Source organism: Vreelandella zhanjiangensis DSM 21076, assembly GCF_000377665.1.
In the GTDB taxonomy this organism is placed as follows: Bacteria; Pseudomonadota; Gammaproteobacteria; order Pseudomonadales; family Halomonadaceae; genus Vreelandella; species Vreelandella zhanjiangensis.
The window spans coordinates 210,644-228,175 of record NZ_KB898651.1; the positions used below are offsets into that span (position 1 = coordinate 210,644).

A 17,532-nucleotide genomic window follows, 5' to 3' on the forward strand; every position below is an offset into this window, starting at 1 on the left:
CCCCTTAGCGAGCGGTCAAAATCTGCAAGCGACTGCCCACACGCTCAGCGCGGTCGGACACTTCACCTACCCATTCGATGATCTTGTAAAGAAAGATCACATCGACGGGTGGCAGCTGGCTTTCAAGCTGAAAAAGCTGCCGACGAATGGCGACCTGCTGAGCGTCCGCCTGGTGTTCAAAGTTATGCAGCTCGCGAATCATGTTGTGCATAACATCGGAAACATTCCGCCCAAAGCCGGACTCAAGGAGTTCCATCAGCTCTTCAAGTGCTTGGCGCGCTTGAGCAACACATGCCACGCTAGTGATCATATAATCGCGCATCGGCTCGGCGAGCTCGTCAGGCACGCGCATTTTACGCCCCAGCATAATGCCGGTAATGTCGCGCACCTTGTTGGCGATTTTGTCCTGCACACTAATCAAATCCAGCAGGTCAGACCGGGAAACCGGCAAAAACATGGTGCTGGGCAGGTTAAGCCGCAGGTCTGTTTTCAGCACATCGGCTTCATGCTCTAGACGGGTCACGTTTTCACGCAGCTCAGCAGCTTTATCCCAATCGCCAGCAAGGGATGCTTCAAAAAATGGCAACAACTGATCGGCGCATTCATTGGCCTTGACGATGTGGGCCAGCAACGGCTGGAATGGCGAGCGGCCAAACATCGCGGAAAAAGGGTTGGAGGTAACCATAGTGCCTTTTAGCCTGTTTTCGGGGAGCCTGGAAATGGCGACGCCAGTATAAAGAGTGCGCTCGCCGCCGTCATGAAAAGTTCATATTGGTAGCAAAAATTTCATCAGCATTTCACGCTTAAGAGTGGCTATTGTCATGAAAAATGCAACTCCTATTGAAGTAGAGCTAAAACTTGCCCTTGCGCCTGCAAACATTGAGGCCCTGTTAAGCCACCCGTTACTCGCGTCTCAACCATCGCTCACGCAAACTCTCGCCAATACCTATTTCGATACCCCAACCAACGACTTAGCCAACGCTCGCGTGGCCGTTCGCCTGCGCCAGATAGATGAACGCGTACTGCAAACCGTGAAAACCGCAGGTAAAGGCGGTGGTGGATTATCCAGCCGCCAAGAGTGGGAATGGCCGGTCACTGGCAACCAGTTGGACCAGGAAGGCTTGGCCGCACTACCGCCCTTTCAAGGCGAGCTGGCCGAGCGGCTTGCAAGCCTTGCCCCCAAACTGCGCACCGATTTTATCCGGCGTAGCTGGCAGTTGACCTGGCAAGGCAGTCATATTGAGTTGGTAATGGATGAAGGCGAGATCGAGAGCGGCGCGTATCGCACGCCTATTTGTGAACTAGAGCTGGAGTTAAAAGCCGGTGATCCGGAAACCCTGTGGTCGTTAGCCATCGCGCTTGCCGAAAAGATCCCGCTGCGCCCGTCTGACAGTAGTAAAGCATCCCGCGGCAACGCCTTGGCTGCCCAGCAGTGGTCACTACCTGAGGCTACCACTCCCGCGCAATGGCTTCACCGGGCAACGCTTGCTCTGGATGCCTATCACGATAGCCAGCAAGGCCACTACCTTAACGTGGCCCAGGACGCGTTAGCCCAGCTGGCCGAACATCCAGGTTTGTCTGCCGACATGCAGATGCAGGCTAAAGCCTTACCGGCAGCGCTTCTGGGCGATGGCCAGCCCGGCATTGCCTATGGCGTTAATCTATTGACGCTTTCACATCGTTTAGCACTGCAAAGCGCGCTAAGCTGACATTCATACTGTTTTAAGCGACATCGGTTCAGACCATGCTGGCTTGGAACACGTGCTGGATATCAAGAATGTTTGCCAATAGGCCAAATCACAAGATAAGTGATTGTTTATTTCACTGGGATTGCCATGAGCTTCAACCTGACACCTGCGGCTGAGGGGCTACGCACCCAGCTTTTTCATATTATCTTTGAATCCGATACCCCGGCTGCCAAAGGATTCGATATTGCGCTGATCGTAATGATCATGGCCAGTGTTGGGGTGATTTTACTGGGCAGCGTTCAAGGCGTCTCTCAGGAGTACGGCTGGCTGTTTTATTACCTGGAGTGGGCGTTCACGATACTGTTTACGCTGGAACTTGCCGTGCGTATCTACTGCCTTGAGCGTCCGTCTATTTACTTGAAAAGCTTTTACGGCGTGGTGGATATGATCTCCATTCTGCCCGCCTGGCTGGTATTACTAATGCCGGGTTTTCATGCGCTGGTGATTATTCGCATTCTACGGGTGCTGCGAATTTTTCGTATATTGCGCCTGATGGAGTTTGTAGGTGAAGGACGCCTGCTGATCGATGCCTTAAAACGTAGTTTTCATCAGGTACTGCTGTTCTTCTGCAGTATCTTGATGGTCGTTACTATGTTCGCCGCGCTTATGTATACCATTGAGTCGCCGGAAACAGGCTTTACCAGTATTCCCATGTCTATTTACTGGGCAGTGGTAAGCGTTACCACGGTAGGTTATGGCGATATCGTTCCCGGTACAGCGGTGGGCAAAGCGATTACCGTGGTTCTGATGCTGATTGGTTACTCGATCATCGCGGTGCCCACGGGTATTTTTTCCGCCCAGGTAATCCGCTCTATTCGTGAAGACCGCTACTCTGATGAAGCGTGCCCGGGCTGCGGCCATGACCGTCATGAAAAGCGTGCTCGTTATTGCCTGCGCTGCGGTACCTGGCTGGATGAAACAACGGAAGACCCGCACAAAGAAAACCTGCAGAAAGAACCCTAGCTTGGCTGGCTAATCAAAAAATCTAGTAACGCCATGCCCACGCTCGCGTGGGCATGGCGATAAGCCAGGGCTTAGCTTTCAAACGGGGTAATATCGCCGCGTCCTGCACGCACAATTTTAGGCGGCAGTTCACGCAAATCAATTACGCTGGTGGGGTCGAGATGACAGGCGCCGCCATCAATAATCAGGTCCAGATGTGCCCCAAAACGCTCGCGAATTTCTTCGGGGTCGCTCATGGGCAGGTCATCCCCCACCGGGATCAGCGTCACGCTCATCAGCGGCTCGCCCAGGGCCTCAAGCAGTGCGTGGGTAATCCGGTGGTCGGGTACGCGCACGCCAATCGAGCGACGCTTGGGATGCAATAGCAGGCGCGGCACTTCGGTGGTGGCATCCAGGATGTAGGTATACGGCCCCGGCGTATGCGCTTTCAGCAGCCGGAAAACGGCGTTATCCACCTTGGCATAAGTGCCAATTTCCGAAAGGTCCGAGCACATCAGCGTAAAGTTGTGCTTGTCATCCAGCGAGCGCAGCCACTTTATCTTTTCAATCGCTTTCTTTTCGCCCAGGTGGCAGCCCAGCGCATAGCCCGAATCAGTGGGGTAAGCCACCACGCCGCCTTTGCGAATAATCTCGATGGCCTGATCGATCAGACGCTTTTGCGGGTTTTCTGGGTGAATCTGAAAATACTGACTCATTGTTTGCTCCTGCCCGTGGGCGCGTTTCAGTCCATTGGGGTGTTCGCTTACTTATATATACGCGTACTCATACCATAGCTGACCCAGCGGCTAATGGCCCAGCGGGCGCGTCGCGCAGGTGCGCCAAGCGGGAGTGCTGCCAGATAGGCGGCGCAGCCGTGCGCGGCACCATGCTCATGCTGCCGGGGGCGGCGTGGCTGCCGGGAAAGTGAAAGTCGCTGCCTAATGAAGCATAGAGCCCACGCTCGACCATTTGGCGGGCCAGGTCGCGCGTGACATCCGGGTTCTGCTGGCCGCTGACCAACTCAGCTGCGTCACCGCCCGCCGCCTGAAAGGTGTCCATTAAAAGCCCCCGTTTACGCCGGGTTAACCCATAGCGTAACGGGTGCGCGATGACCGCTACGCCGCCGGAAGCCACCACCCACTCAACGACCTCGCTAATTTCCGGCCAGTGGGCTTTTACATCGCCTTTCTTGCCGCTGCCCAGGTAACGTTTGAACGCGGTAGCCCAATCAGCCACTACGCCGTCAGCAACCAGCGCGCGGGCGAAATCAGGCCGCCCCAACGGGCGGTCGCTACCCGCCTGCTCACGGGCTTTTTCCAGGGCGTTGGTCAGGCCCACCTTTTCCAAGCGCTCAGCAATCACTTCTGCGCGCTGAATACGCGCCAGGCGCTGCTGTTCAAGCCCTTCCACCAGCGGCCCCTGCAAGCCACCCGGCATGAGTGCGACCACGTGAATATTGATGCCCTGCCAGCGGGTGGATAACTCGCAGCCGGGTACCAGGCAAATCCCGGCCTGCTTGGCGGCCTGTCCGGCTTCGTCGATACCGCCCATGGTGTCGTGGTCAGTCAACGCCATGTGGGTAAGGCCGCGCTGAGCGCATAGCGCTACCAGCTCCGTGGGGGTTAACGCGCCGTCGGACGCCGTTGAGTGCATGTGCAGATCAGCCGAATAGCGCTGATCGGCATCAAACACCGCAGGAAGTAACGTGGGGATCAAGGGCATGGGCATGACGTCGTGTGGCGAGTTTGTCAGAATAGGGATGTCGTACACGACCAGGCATAATGCTCAGTCTGAAACGGTGGTGCACGAATGCTCGCCATGGTGCGCGCTTATACGAGTGCGGTCAATGCCGCATAGAGCGCTTTACTGCATGCTTTTAAGGAGTTATCCCCATGCTTTACGCGATTATTAGTGAAGACGTATCGAATAGCCTGGAGCGCCGTATGGCCGCCCGCCCAGATCACTTGGCCCGTATTGAAGCGCTGCGCGATGAAGGCCGCCTGGTATTGGCAGGACCGCATCCGGCGGTCGATACCGAAAACCCCGGTGATGCGGGTTTTAGCGGCAGCTTGATCGTGGCGGAATTCGATAGCCTAGAAGCCGCTCAGAGCTGGGCTGACGCCGATCCATACATCATTGCAGGTGTCTATGCCAAGGTAATTGTTAAGCCGTTCAAGAAAGTTTTGCCTTGACCGAAAGTCGCTAGTGTGGAGGGTCCGCCAGCTAATTCACAGAGCCTGTGGAAAACTCTGTGCAAACCCAGCGGACGCTTTGCGCTAAGCCAGAGATAACGCCCCGATTAACAAATTGGCTATTTTTTAACCATTTCTCTCATTACGGATACCCGCGTGCCTCAACGCCCTACTGCTTTGCCTCCTCTAACGGCGTTAAGCGCGCCTTTACTCACCTGGAGTGACACTTCACCGCACTCGGATGACTTCGATGACGTGTATTTTTCCCGTGAGGGTGGCCTTGAAGAAACCGAGCACGTTTTTTTAAATACCAACCGCTTACCTGAACGCTTTGCCGCCTGGGAAAGCACGCGGGCGTTTGTAATCGGGGAAACCGGCTTTGGGACGGGGCTCAATATGCTGTGCGCCTGGGCCTGCTTTGAACAGCACGCACCCACTGGGGCGCGGCTGCATCTGTTATCCACAGAAAAGTATCCTCTGGATCGGACGTCACTTGAGCGCGCCCTGCGCGCCTGGCCGTCGCTTGCCGGTTATTCACAGATACTTTGCGAGCAGTGGCCCGCATCGGTTAGCGGCGTACACCGCCTGCACCTGAGCGACCGGGTTACGCTGGATCTGCATTATGGCGATACCACCGAGCGGCTGGCGCTTTTAGACGGCCAGGTCGATGCTTGGTTTCTAGATGGCTTTGCGCCTTCCAAAAATCCTCAGATGTGGCAACCCGAGCTGTTTGAAGCCATGGCGGCGCGCTCTCGGCCGGGGGCCACCTTTGCCACATTCACCTGCGCAGGCATCGTTAAGCGGGGTTTGAAAGCGGCAGGCTTTACCTGGAAAAAAGTCCCAGGCTGCGGACGTAAGCGCGAAATTCTCGCAGGCATGATTGAAACACCGCCTGTTGATAAACGCCGTGAAGCAACGCCCTGGTTTACACCACCGGCGCCTCTCAAAACTCAGCATGTGGCGGTGATTGGTGCAGGGATTGCCGGGTGTAGCGTGGCGGCGGCGCTTGCCAGGCGCGGCATCAAGGTTAGCGTGATTGAGCGCACGGCGCCGGGGGCAGGCGGTTCGGGTAATCGTCAGGGGGCGCTTTATGTAAAGCTTGCCGCTGATACTAACCACCAGAGCCGGTTTTATCTCTCCGGCCTTTTGTACAGCCAGCGCTGGCTTAGCCAATTAAAAGCGCCTTCACTTTGGCAACCCTGCGGCGTGGTTCAGCTGGCGACGAACGCAAAAGAAGCCAAGCGCCAGCAACGCTTTAGCGAGCAGCATGCGCTACCAGAAGCCGTGGTGTCACCGCTGACCCAAGGGCTTAGCGAGGCGGCCGGCGTTGCCATTAACGCCCAGCACGCGCTTTTTTATCCACAAGCAGGCTGGGTGCGGCCCAAGGCGCTATGTGAACACTTACTTCAAAGCCCCAACATTACCCTTACCCAAGGTGAGGTAACGTCGCTTAACCGTGAGCATGAACACTGGCAGCTGCAGCTTGCTGATGGGCGTACGCTAAATGCTGACCACGTGGTGATTGCAAGCGCTCACTACGCCAACACGTTTACTCAGACGGCCTTTGCGCCTCTACAGCAGGTGCGCGGCCAGGTTAGTGAAGTAACCCTCCCCGCCGGCGTAAAAGGCCCTGAGCGGGTCGTGTGCGCGGGTGGCTATGTATCACCGGCGTTTGAAGGCGTGCTGACCTTTGGCGCAAGCTTTGTGCCTAACAATGACTCTACCGAAGTGACCGATACCGACCATCAGCGCAATATCGAGGAGCTTCGCCAAACGCTCCCGGCACTGGTGGCAGAACTTGAGACAGCGTTTGAAAGCACAGGCGCCCAACTGACGCCACAGGCGCTTGAAGGGCGTGCGGCGGTGCGCGCGGCAAGCCCGGATAAAACGCCCTATGCAGGCCCGGTGCCCAACGCTTCTGCCTGGCAGTCAGCGTATGCCGTATTGAGCAAAGACGCCTCGCGAGTACCTGATGTGGCTAGCGAACATTACCCCGGCTTGTGGATATCGACCGCTCACGGCTCGCGTGGGCTATCAAGCGCGCCGCTATGCGCTGAGGTGATCGCCTCCCGGCTGTGCGATGACCCAATGCCTCTGGAGGCACCGCTGGTCGATCATCTTCACGCCGGGCGGCGTATCATCAGCGCGATCATTCGCGGTCAGTAGTCGCCCTCTTCCTCATCATCCGCCAGATCCCGACCGAAGGAACGCCACTGCGCCAGGGTCATTACTTCGGTCATTTCAAGCTTCAGGTCGTGGGCGATAATCAACTCGCTGCGCGCCAGCTGCTTTTTAAGCTCTTCCACCCAGCCTTTCATTCCCTCACCGGTGTCGGTGGTGTCGTAACCCTGCCGGGTAACAAAGGCCTCCAGCAGCGCATCGAGGGTTTCCGGGGGCAGCATGCGGGCGGGTACTTCAATAAAACGGCTCATTCAGATTGCTCCCACTGCGAAAGGCGTTCGATAAAGGTCGCTTCATCGACCACTTCAACGCCTAGCTGTTCAGCTTTGGTTAACTTGCTGCCTGACGCTTCGCCAGCCACCAGCGCCGTGGTTTTTTTCGAAACGCTACCCGCCACTTTGGCACCCAGCGCCTGCAGCCGCGCCTTGCCTTCATCGCGGGTCATGCTTTCCAGCGCGCCGGTCAGCACCCAGGTCTGGCCTTCAAGCGGCGTGGGACCTTGAGCGACTTCGGCTTCCTTCCAGGTAACGCCTGCTTCAATCAGCGCGGCAATCGTTTCCTGGTTGTGCGGCTGACGGAAAAACGTATGCACGTGGGCTGCCACAATCGGGCCCACATCATTCACCGCCTCAAGCGCTGCAAGCTCGGCCGCCTGAAGTACCTGCAGCGTACCAAAGTGGCTTGCCAAGTTGGCCGCCGTGGCCTCACCCACTTCACGAATCCCCAGCGCGTAGATAAACCGGGCGAGCGTAGTGTGCTTGGCTTTATCCAGCGCGTTGACCAGATTCACCGATGACTTTTCACCCATACGCGGCAGGCTCTGCAGCTGCTCAACGGTCAAGTGGAAAAGATCGGCAGGCGTTTTAACCCAATCAAGCTGCACCAGCTGATCGATCAGCTTCACACCCAGGCCATCCACATCCAGAGCCTTGCGGCTGGCAAAGTGTTTAAGCGCTTCCTTACGCTGCGCGGCGCAGTACAGCCCGCCCGAACAGCGGGCAACGGCTTCACCGTCTACACGCTCGATATCCGAGCCACATACCGGGCAGTGCTCGGGGAACACAATCGGCTGCGCATCGGCCGGGCGCTTATCCACATCCACCCGCACTACCTGAGGGATAACATCGCCTGCGCGCCGAATGGTGACCGTATCGCCGATCATGACGTCCAGGCGGGTGATTTCATCGGCGTTGTGCAGCGTGGCATTGGAAACGATAACGCCCGCCACGCTCACCGGTTCAAGCCTTGCCACCGGGGTGATGGCACCGGTACGGCCGACCTGAAACTCAACGTCGTTGAGCGTGGTGACTTCTTCCTGAGCAGGGTATTTAAACGCGGTGGCCCAGCGGGGGGCTCGGGCCACAAACCCCAGCTCGCGCTGGTAGCGCAGCGCATTGACCTTGATCACCACGCCGTCGATATCGTAGCCCAGCTGATCACGTTTCGCGCCCAGCTGCTCGCAATACTCGACCACAGCCTGCGGGCCGGTCAGCACTTTTAACTCTGCGCTTGAGCGAAAGCCCCAATCTTTAAGCCGTTGCATTTGACGGCTATGTGTTGGCATTACGCTGTCATCCAAGTTCGCCATATCGATACGAGCAACCTGGTAGGCGTGAAACTCAAGCGGGCGGGTAGCAGTAATCTGGGGGTTTAACTGGCGCAGGCTGCCCGCTGCAGCGTTACGTGGGTTGGCAAAGACCTTGCTGCCTTCTTCCCGGGCGCGCTCGTTGAGGGCCTCAAAGCCTTTGTGGCGCATGATAACTTCACCGCGCACTTCCAAAAGCTCAGGGATGTGCTTGCCCATCAGCTTTAAAGGCACCGAGCGCAGCGTGCGCAGGTTAGAGGTAATGCCCTCCCCGGTACGGCCATCGCCACGGGTGGCGCCGCTAACCAATACGCCTTGCTCATAGACCAGCGATACCGCCGCACCATCAAGCTTAGGCTCACAGGTAAATTCAACCTCATCAGCCTCGCATTCCAGACGCTCGGCCACGCGCTGGGCAAAGGCGACAATATCCTCTGCGCTAAACGCGTTATCCAGCGAGAGCATGGGAATCGCGTGAGCCACTGAGGGAAAGCCATCGGCTGGGGCGGCGCCCACCCGCTGAGTAGGTGAATCCGGTGAGATAAGCGAGGGGTTTTCGGCTTCCAGCTGTTTTAAACGCTGCAATCTACGATCGTAGTCGGCGTCAGTTAACGTTGGCTCGTCCAATACGTAGTAACGGTAGTTGGCTTCATCAAGCTCGGCGCGCAGCTGGGTGACTTCTTCCAGCAATTGGGGGTCAGGCTGACTCATTAACGTTGGTTTCCATCGTACAGGCTAAAAGCGATCACAAAAAAGACACATCTTAGAACAAAAACACCCGCCTTCTGCAAGAAGGCGGGTGTTTAATCGCAAGCGTTACTTAGTGGGCTTGCATATGGCGATGCAGACGATGGCGCCGCTCGAAATCGCGTACCCGCTGACGGGCAAACTCGATGGTTTGCGCCGTCATGACGCTGCGGTGTTCATCTTTCAGTTCACCGCCCATATGGCGTACCACTACCATGGCGGTTTCGACCATGGCTTCAAAAGCGGCTGAGCTGTCGACCGCTCCCGGCAAGGGCATCAGGAAAGTAACGCCTGGAGTAACAAACTCGCCCATTTCCTCGATCGGGAAGGTGCCAGGCTTGACCACGTTGATCATCGAGAACTGCAGTTCGCTATCGGGGCTCTCGGTTTCAAAGCGGTGGAAGACACCCATCGGGCGGCTGTAACGCAGGCCGCACGCCATAATGAGATCAAGCAGCTTGCTGCCGTCAAAGCCTTCCGGGTCACGCGAAAGCACGCTGATCACGATAACCTCATCAGCATTGGAAAGCGTTTCTTTGGCATGCTCGCCAGACACATCATGACGCAATGCTTTTTCAAGCGTTGGGTGAGTACGTACTACCGAGTCACGCTGAGCACGAACCGGCGCGTCATCATAAGCCTCGTAGCTTTCGTACTCATCGACCGGCTGGTCATACGCATAAGCGGGCTCTGGCTCGTCATATCGCGGCGCGGCGGCTTTTTGAGCGGCGGCGAGAGCAGCGGCCTCGCGTGCCTCTGCCTGCTCCTGAGCGATACGGGCTTTTTCTGCTTCGGCGGCTTCTTTGGCTTCACGGCGCTGTTCAGCTTCCAGCGCTTTACGCTCAGCCTTCTGCTTGGCCAGCGCTTCAGCACGTATGGCTTTCTCAGCTTTTTTACGCGCCTTCTCTTTACGACGGATAATCAAACGACGCTTAAAGGAGCGGCCGATACCTTCAAAATCGACCAACCGGTATTCGTCGACTTCATCATCATTAAGCTCGTCGTACTCGCCAACCGTATCTTCGCGCAGCTGGCGACGCTTGGGCGTATCCTGCTTGGCAAACACGGCGTCTTCTGGCTCGGCACGTAAAACAGGTTCAGCTGGCGTAGCGGCGGTGGACAGCGCAGGTTCAGCGACGCTCTCTTTATCTACCTCATTAACCGCATCTACCTTATTAACCGCGGCGACTTCTGCATCGCCAGTGGTTAATTCATCAGTAACGGGCAGCTCATCGGTAGTCGATTGATTGGTAGCAGATAAAGAGATAGACGGCTCATCAATGTGGCGTTCGCTTTGAGCGGGCGCAGGCGCTGACGGGCTTTCCTGGGCAGCTGTCGGCATGGGCTTGGTGTGTTCGTGAGGCGCTTGTGCTTTAGCGGGCTTAGCATGAGTGGCGGACGGCTCGCTATTTGAAGCACTATTTGAAGAGCTATTTGAAGAACCATCTGAAGAACTATCTAAAGAGAAACTGGGTTCACGACGCTCATAATCTGTTGGTGACGTAGCCGCTGGCGAAGCAGCAGGCGCGGCTCTAGACGCAGTGGGTGCAGCATGCTTTGCGGCAGCCGGCGGTGCGGCAGCTGTTTTGCGCTTGGGCACGGCATTGGCGAAGGAGCGCCTGAACTCGGATAGTACGCGGGAAGGCCCGGGATGATCCTGACGCTCTAGTTTGGGTTTTGAACCCAGGCCGGTATAGTCAGCAGGCTTAACGACCCGCGCACCACCGTTAGGCAGTTCCCAGTTAATCTCTGCTTCTTTAGCTTCGTCATCAAGGTCGGTTAGCTTCGCTTCGGGAAGATCCTTAACCGCTTGATCCAGACGTGGGACACGCCGCTGGCGCTGAAGTCGCCTCACACCGTCGACTACGATGAGCGATACCAACGCCAAACCTAGAATAATTAGCCACTCTCTTAGTTCCATGTCGAACATTCCATGGGTCATCTTACCGGTTGCTAAAGCGCCATACCTGAAAATGCTGGCCTTCAAGGTGATTAATAATTATCACCAGCATAGCGCGGTTGCTACAAAAAGGGCCACTTATGGGCGATCTTCACGTTATGGCACAGTTTTTAACGTTTTTTGAGCAAATTTTTGACGCTTATCGCGACTAGACCCTTGCGGCGATTAATAGTGCCATAAATTTGCTGTTTAATATTAATAAGCCAGTGCCTTTATACTTAACATTATGTTTACTTAAACTCAGAACGGTAAATCCTAAACAACTTGAGAACTAACCAACCAATTACTGTATACATAAACAGTTTATCGTTATTGCTATGCTTTAGCTGTACCAGTTCCAGCTACTACACCATAGCATTAACCACAATTTTATAATGATCAATATAGATAAGTTGAGCCTTTTTACACATTTTTTTATCAATTTAACTACAAATGTTAATACTTGTAGCGGTTTATTAACGCTTGATGAGCCTGTGCCAAAAGGCATCGGCAAAGGTGCTGGCTAATACGCGTGGCCGAGTAAGACGAATTTCCAACGGGATATCCCAGGCTTCATCGAGTGCCCGAACCAGCGTTCCCTCCGCTATTTCCTGCTCCGCCAGGCTTTTAGGTATCCATGCCAAGCCTTTGTTTTCTATTACCATTGACATCAGTACCGCGGCTAGATGACTGCTGAAGCGGGGAGTGAATATCCGGGCACCTGCATTTTGCTTAAGCCAGTGATTTACCACGCGGCCCAGCCCCGACGCATCGGCATAGGCCAGATACGGCATCTCTTCCGGTGTCCGCGGCTTGATCATTTGCTTACCCATTAACGGAATCAGCGTGTCCTCGCCTATCTGGATACTTTCGAAATGCTCCGGGGAAAGCATTGAAGGTACGGCTATATGATGATGGCTTAATAAAAACTGGCTATCGCCGCGCAGCAGTAACTGTTCGCAGGCAGTCATGGTATCTGAATGCAGCCGTACCGCCTCCATGGGTGCGCCCTGTTCCAGGGTTCTTACCCAGCGCGGGAAGAACGTAAATGAAAGCGAATGCGTGGCCGCAAACTGCAGCGTTTTAGTTGCCTTGCCTTCAATTTCCTGGGCTTCAGCACGCAATCGGTAAAGCCGGCCGATGGCTTCAAAGGCGCTCGCCTGAATATGCCGACCGGCAGGTGTCAGTGTAGTGCCTTGGGGGGTACGCACAAACAGGCTAACGCCCATCCACTGCTCTAGCGCACGGATGCGTCGGCTAAACGCCGGCTGAGTGATATGACGAGCCTCGGCGGCGCGCACAAAGCTGCCGTGCTCGGCAAGGGCGGTAAAATCTTCAAGCCAGACAAGTTCCATAGGGCAATGCCGTTTCAGCATGGGGTAACGCAGTAATAGCATTGGGCAGCGGCGCTTGTCACGCATAGGGTTAAGCTCTTAACCGTTTAAGGAGCTTGCCATGCGTATTGTGGATATTCGCGAGAAAACCGTTTCGATCGCCTCCCCGATTGCCAATGCCTATATCGATTTTTCCAAGATGACCTGTTCGGTGGTGGCCGTGGTCACCGATGTGATCCGCGATGGCAAGCCAGTGATTGGCTACGGCTTTAACTCCAACGGCCGCTACGGCCAGGGTGCGCTAATGCGCGACCGCTTTCTGGATAGAATCACCGAAGCCAACCCCGACACGCTGATCGACCAAGAACGCGACAACCTGGACCCGTTTGCCATCTGGGATACCCTGATGAAAAACGAAAAACCCGGCGGTCACGGCGAGCGCTCGGTCGCGGTAGGCACTATCGACATGGCGGTTTGGGACGCGGTGGCCAAAATTGAAGGCAAACCTCTTTACCGGCTGCTTGCCGAGCGTTACCGCAATGGCCAAGCCGATGATAAAGTCTGGGTGTATGCCGCTGGCGGCTACTACTATCCCGGTAAAGACCACACCAAGCTGCAGGACGAAATGAAGAGCTACCTGGAGCGTGGTTACAACGTAGTAAAAATGAAGATTGGCGCCGCGCCGCTTGAGGAAGATATCCGGCGTATTGAAGCCGTGCTTGAAGTAGTCGGCGATGGCAGCCGTCTGGCGGTAGATGCCAACGGGCGCTTTGATCTAGAAACGGCCATTGCTTACGCCGAGGCGCTGAAACCGTATAACCTCTTCTGGTACGAAGAAGCCGGTGATCCGCTGGATTACGCACTTCAGGCGGAGCTTGCCAATCACTATGAGCTGCCCATGGCGACCGGCGAAAACCTGTTTTCACACCAGGATGCCCGCAACCTGCTGCGCCATGGCGGTATGCGTGCCGACCGTGACTTCGTACAGTTCGACTGCGCCCTCTCCTACGGCTTGGTGGAGTACATGCGCACGCTCAAGGTGATGGATGAGCTTGGCTGGTCATCGCGCCGCGTGGTACCCCACGGTGGCCACCAGATGTCCCTTAACATCGCCGCTGGCCTGCACCTGGGCGGCAACGAATCCTACCCTGACGTATTCCAGCCGTTTGGCGGCTTTGCCGACGGCATTCAGGTTGAAAATGGCTACGTCGGCCTGCCGGACATCCCCGGCGTGGGCTTTGAAGCCAAATCCAAGCTGTATGCGGTAATGCGCGAGCTGGGCGAAGGTTAAGCCAGAATCCAAGCTCGCCTAATCTACCAGCGCCGCGGCTTCATCAATCCCTACCGACACCAGACGCGAAACGCCGGGCTCCTGCATGGTCACCCCCATCAGGCGCTCGGCGGCTTCCATGGCGATCTTGTTGTGGGTGATATAGATGAACTGGACGTTTTCCGACATCTCTTTCACGAGCTTCGCATAACGCCCCACGTTGGCATCATCCAGCGGCGCGTCGACCTCATCGAGCATACAAAACGGCGCGGGGTTGAGCTGGAAGATGGAGAACACCAATGAAAGCGCCGTGAGCGCTTTTTCTCCACCGGAAAGCAGGTGAATCGTGCTGTTTTTCTTGCCCGGCGGGCGCGCCATGATCGCGACGCCGGTTTCCAACAGGTCGTCGCCGGTTAGCGTCAGCCAGGCTGCACCACCGCCAAACACGCGCGGGAAGAGTTCCTGCAAGCCGCTATTCACCTGATCAAAGGTTTCCCGGAAGCGTACCCGCGTTTCCTGATCAATACGCTTGATCGCCCGCTCCAGCGTTTCCAGCGCCTCGGTAAGCTCGGCGTGCTGGGCTTCGAGGTAGTTGCGCCGCTCGGCCTGCTGGTCGTACTCCTCAATCGCTGCGAGGTTAATCGCTCCCAAACGGCGGATCTTCTCGCCGGTGCTTTCCAGTTTCTCCTGCCAGGTTTGCTCACTGGCATCGGTTGGCAGGGTCTCGGCCAAAGCTTCGGCGTCGTGGCCCAATTCAGCCAGATGCTCATCCTGGGTCGACGCCTTCAGGGCCAGCGCCTGAACGTCCATGCGCCGCTGTTGAAGCTGCTCACGGCTTTGTTCAAGATTGCGCTCGTGCTGCTGGCGGGCCAGTTCGTCGTTGCGCAATTGCTCCGCCAGTGACTGAGCCTGCTGGCGGGTTTCGTTAAGCCTGCGCTCCTGCTGTTCGCGCTGATGAAGTAGTTCTTCAAGCTCTTCACCGGCCAGCTCGTCCGGTTCAAGCAGCATTTCCCGCGACTCTTCGAGTTCTGCTATGCGTAGCGTCAAGCGCTCTTCGCTGTCGCTTGAGCGCGCCTGTTGGGAGCGCAGGCTATCGCGCTCAGCGGTTAAGCGTTCGCGCTCCAGGGCCAGCGTCTGCTGTTGGGTTTTCAGCGGCGCGTGCTCTCGGGTCAACCGTTCGCGCTGTTCACGCTGACGGCCGCGCAATTCGGTGGCAACTTCCCGCGCCTCTGAAGCCGCTTCCAGCGTTTCCATGGCGATATGCCAGCGGGCACGCTGCTCTTCCAAAGTAAGCGTTAACTCCGCCTCATCCTCTTGCAGTTGGCTAAGTTCGGCATCAAGTTCTGTGGCCCGGCCTTGCAGATGTTCAAGCTTCTGGGCGGCGCTGCGCTCTTTAATCGCCAGCTGTTGAAGGCTTGCCGCGTGGCTGCGTTCCTGCTCGGCCTGCTGCTCGCGGGCAAGCTCCAGCGCTTCAATTGCCTCACGGGTCGTCTCGCACTGCTCTTCAGCTAGCGCCAGGACTTCTTCATCCTGTTCGCGCTGGGCATCCAGCTCGTTAAACCGTCGGCGGGTCAGCAGCAGCCCATCGACGCCTTGGCCGTTGGCCTGCTGATGCAACCAGCCTCGCCCGTACCAGACACCGTCGCGGCTGACCACGCTTTCCCCCGGAGCGAGGCTTGGCGCAAGCTGCTCGGCTTCCGCGCCGGATTCAACGTAGTGAATACTCGCTAACCATTCACCCAGCGCACCGGCGCCGCTTACCAGTGAATCCAGGCGCTGGCTGCCAGTTGAAACAGCGGGCGCTTTTTCATCGATCAGACACCAGTCGGTCGCCAGGGCTTCCGGCAGCGCGGCAAGCTGATGGCTTGCCACAAGGCGGGCATTTAGCCAGGGGGCAAGCAACCAGGAAATGACCGTTTCCCAACCGGGCGTGACGTTTAGCGTTTCACCCAGGCGCGGGGCATTACTCAACCCGTGGGTCGCCAAGGTTGCTTCGATATCCGGGTCATGGTCGGCCAGTGCAGCATCAATCAGCGCCTGGAGCGAGGCCAGCTCGCCCTGGCGCTGGCTCAAACTGGCGCGCTGGTCATCGCGGGTGCGTGTGGCCTGCTGATAGGCATTTTTGGCATCGCTGTACTGCTGCTGCCACTGTTCACGGGTTTGGGTGAAGGCTTCGGAGCGCTCTTCGGCTTCTGCCAGCTGGGCCTGAAACTGAGCGTGTTCTTCACGTAGCGCGCTAAGATCCGCTAAATCACCGCGCTGCTGGCGCCGACGTTGGCCTTCTGCCTGCAGGCGTTGAATGCGCTGCTCTAAATCGCGTAGCTGGTCCTGGCTGCGATCGGCCTCACGGCTTGAGTCCCGCCAGCGGTTTTCGGCTTCAGACCACTGCTGCTCGGCGGCTTCCATGGCAGGGGTGGCATCGGCAAGCGCCTGCTCCAGGGCTTCCAGCTGCTCTTCCAGCGCTTCGTGTTCGGGCGAAAGCGCTTCAAAGCGCTCGTCGATAACGCTCAGGCGCTCGCGGTCGCCTTCGCTGACCCGGCGCTGTTCGTCCAACTCCCGCCGGGCGGTGGCGATGTCGTTAGCCAGCTGGGCCTCACGGCTACGCCGATGCGCCTGATCCTGCTCGAGCCTGGCGATGCGTGTGGTGGTTTCGAAAAACTGCTGCTGGTGGCGCTCAAGCACGTCGGCAAGCTCGTCATGCTGCTCGCGGGCCTGCTCCAGGCGGGTTTCACACTGACGTACGCCAAACACATCTTTTTCAACCGAGATTTCCAGCTCGCGAACCCGGCTCTCCTGCTGCGACTGCTCGGCGCGTAGAGTACGCCCACGCAGCAGCGCCAGCTCGCCTTTCAGCCGGTACTCCTGTTGTTTCAGCTCCTGATAGCGTTTGGCCGCCTCGGCCTGGCGCTTTAAGCGCTCAAGCTGTTTATCCAGCTCCTCGCGAATATCGTCCAAGCGCTCGAGGTTTTCCTGGGTCCGCCGCATGCGGTTTTCGGTTTCACGGCGGCGCTCCTTGTACTTCGAGATGCCCGCGGCTTCTTCAAGTGTGGAGCGCAGGTCATCCGGGCGGGCTTCGATCAGCCTTGAAATCATGCCTTGGCCGATAATCGCGTAAGAGCGTGGGCCCAGGCCGGTACCCATAAACAGGTCGGCGATATCCCGCCGACGGCACTTCTGGCCATTGAAGAAGTAGTTGGACTGACCGTCGCGGGTCACCAACCGTTTGACCACGATTTCCGCGTACTGGGCATACACGCCGCCCATGGTGCCGTCGCGGTTGTCGAACTTGAGCTCAATAGAGGCCTGGCCCACCGGCTTGCGACCGGTGGAGCCATTGAAAATAACGTCGGCCATCGACTCGCCGCGCAGGGTTTTGGCCGAAGACTCGCCCATTACCCAGCGTACGGCATCGATGATATTGGATTTTCCACAGCCGTTGGGGCCCACGATCGCGGTCATATTACCGTCGAAAGGTACCGTGACCGGGTCGACAAACGACTTGAACCCAACAAGGCGAATAGAGGTTAAGCGCATGCCGATCCTACAAAGAGTTTATTGATGAACATGAGGGGGTTTCAAAATACACGGTTAATC

13 protein-coding genes are annotated in these 17,532 nt (G+C 57.0%); 5 read left to right on the plus strand and 8 right to left on the minus strand.

Annotated features, from left to right (window positions below; translation table 11 throughout):
* Positions 1-4 precede the first annotated feature (4 nt).
* Positions 5-685, minus strand: a complete 681-nt coding sequence (locus tag D467_RS0113250; protein WP_018918008.1) for a TIGR00153 family protein — start codon at positions 683-685, stop codon at positions 5-7.
* 136 nt (positions 686-821) lie between these two features.
* On the opposite strand from D467_RS0113250, the gene D467_RS0113255 reads away from it, so the two are divergent.
* Both D467_RS0113255 and D467_RS0113260 read left to right on the plus strand, forming a co-directional pair.
* Positions 822-1,709 carry a CYTH domain-containing protein gene (locus tag D467_RS0113255; protein ID WP_018918009.1) on the plus strand — a complete coding sequence of 296 codons (888 nt, stop codon included), beginning with the start codon at positions 822-824 and terminating at the stop codon, positions 1,707-1,709.
* A 126-nt stretch (positions 1,710-1,835) separates the two neighbouring features.
* A complete protein-coding gene (locus D467_RS0113260; protein ID WP_018918010.1) occupies positions 1,836-2,711 on the plus strand; it encodes an ion transporter in 876 nt (291 codons plus the stop codon).
* Positions 2,712-2,782: 71 nt separating this feature from the next.
* Here D467_RS0113260 and D467_RS0113265 read toward each other — a convergent pair whose 3' ends face one another.
* Both D467_RS0113265 and D467_RS0113270 read right to left on the minus strand, forming a co-directional pair.
* Positions 2,783-3,406: an L-threonylcarbamoyladenylate synthase gene (locus D467_RS0113265; protein ID WP_018918011.1), complete on the minus strand. Its 624-nt coding sequence runs from the start codon at positions 3,404-3,406 to the stop codon at positions 2,783-2,785.
* 67 nt (positions 3,407-3,473) lie between these two features.
* Positions 3,474-4,412, minus strand: coding sequence for a PHP domain-containing protein (locus tag D467_RS0113270; RefSeq protein WP_018918012.1), 939 nt, complete (start codon positions 4,410-4,412; stop codon positions 3,474-3,476).
* Positions 4,413-4,582: 170 nt separating this feature from the next.
* Between D467_RS0113270 and D467_RS0113275 the strand changes: the two genes are divergently transcribed.
* Together D467_RS0113275 and mnmC are read left to right on the plus strand one after the other, a co-directional pair.
* On the plus strand, positions 4,583-4,882 hold the full coding sequence (locus D467_RS0113275) for a YciI family protein (protein ID WP_018918013.1): 300 nt from the start codon (positions 4,583-4,585) through the stop codon (positions 4,880-4,882).
* Positions 4,883-5,038: 156 nt separating this feature from the next.
* On the plus strand, positions 5,039-7,048 hold the full coding sequence (mnmC, locus tag D467_RS0113280; RefSeq protein ID WP_026285766.1) for a bifunctional tRNA (5-methylaminomethyl-2-thiouridine)(34)-methyltransferase MnmC2/FAD-dependent 5-carboxymethylaminomethyl-2-thiouridine(34) oxidoreductase MnmC1: 2,010 nt from the start codon (positions 5,039-5,041) through the stop codon (positions 7,046-7,048).
* On the opposite strand, the gene D467_RS0113285 is transcribed toward mnmC, so the two are convergent.
* The 4 genes from D467_RS0113285 to D467_RS0113305 all read right to left on the minus strand — a co-directional run bounded on the left by D467_RS0113285 (position 7,042) and on the right by D467_RS0113305 (position 12,755).
* Positions 7,042-7,314 (minus strand): YheU family protein, encoded by a 273-nt coding sequence (locus tag D467_RS0113285; protein WP_018918015.1) that lies wholly within the window; start codon positions 7,312-7,314, stop codon positions 7,042-7,044. The genes mnmC and D467_RS0113285 overlap by 7 nt on opposite strands.
* The gene (gene ligA, locus D467_RS0113290; RefSeq protein WP_018918016.1) at positions 7,311-9,359 is read right to left on the minus strand and encodes an NAD-dependent DNA ligase LigA; all 2,049 of its coding nucleotides are present in this window, start codon (positions 9,357-9,359) and stop codon (positions 7,311-7,313) included. The genes D467_RS0113285 and ligA overlap by 4 nt, the downstream gene beginning before the upstream one ends.
* Positions 9,360-9,468: 109 nt before the next feature.
* Positions 9,469-11,316 carry a cell division protein ZipA gene (gene zipA, locus D467_RS0113295; protein WP_018918017.1) on the minus strand — a complete coding sequence of 616 codons (1,848 nt, stop codon included), beginning with the start codon at positions 11,314-11,316 and terminating at the stop codon, positions 9,469-9,471.
* Between the two features lie 494 nt (positions 11,317-11,810).
* On the minus strand, positions 11,811-12,755 hold the full coding sequence (locus D467_RS0113305; RefSeq protein ID WP_018918019.1) for a LysR family transcriptional regulator: 945 nt from the start codon (positions 12,753-12,755) through the stop codon (positions 11,811-11,813).
* Between the two features lie 34 nt (positions 12,756-12,789).
* Between D467_RS0113305 and D467_RS0113310 the strand changes: the two genes are divergently transcribed.
* A complete protein-coding gene (locus D467_RS0113310) occupies positions 12,790-13,959 on the plus strand; it encodes a mandelate racemase/muconate lactonizing enzyme family protein (protein WP_018918020.1) in 1,170 nt (389 codons plus the stop codon).
* 18 nt (positions 13,960-13,977) lie between these two features.
* On the opposite strand, the gene smc is transcribed toward D467_RS0113310, so the two are convergent.
* Entirely contained in the window at positions 13,978-17,472 is a 3,495-nt protein-coding gene (gene smc / locus D467_RS0113315) for a chromosome segregation protein SMC (RefSeq protein WP_018918021.1), read from the minus strand.
* Positions 17,473-17,532 lie beyond the last annotated feature (60 nt).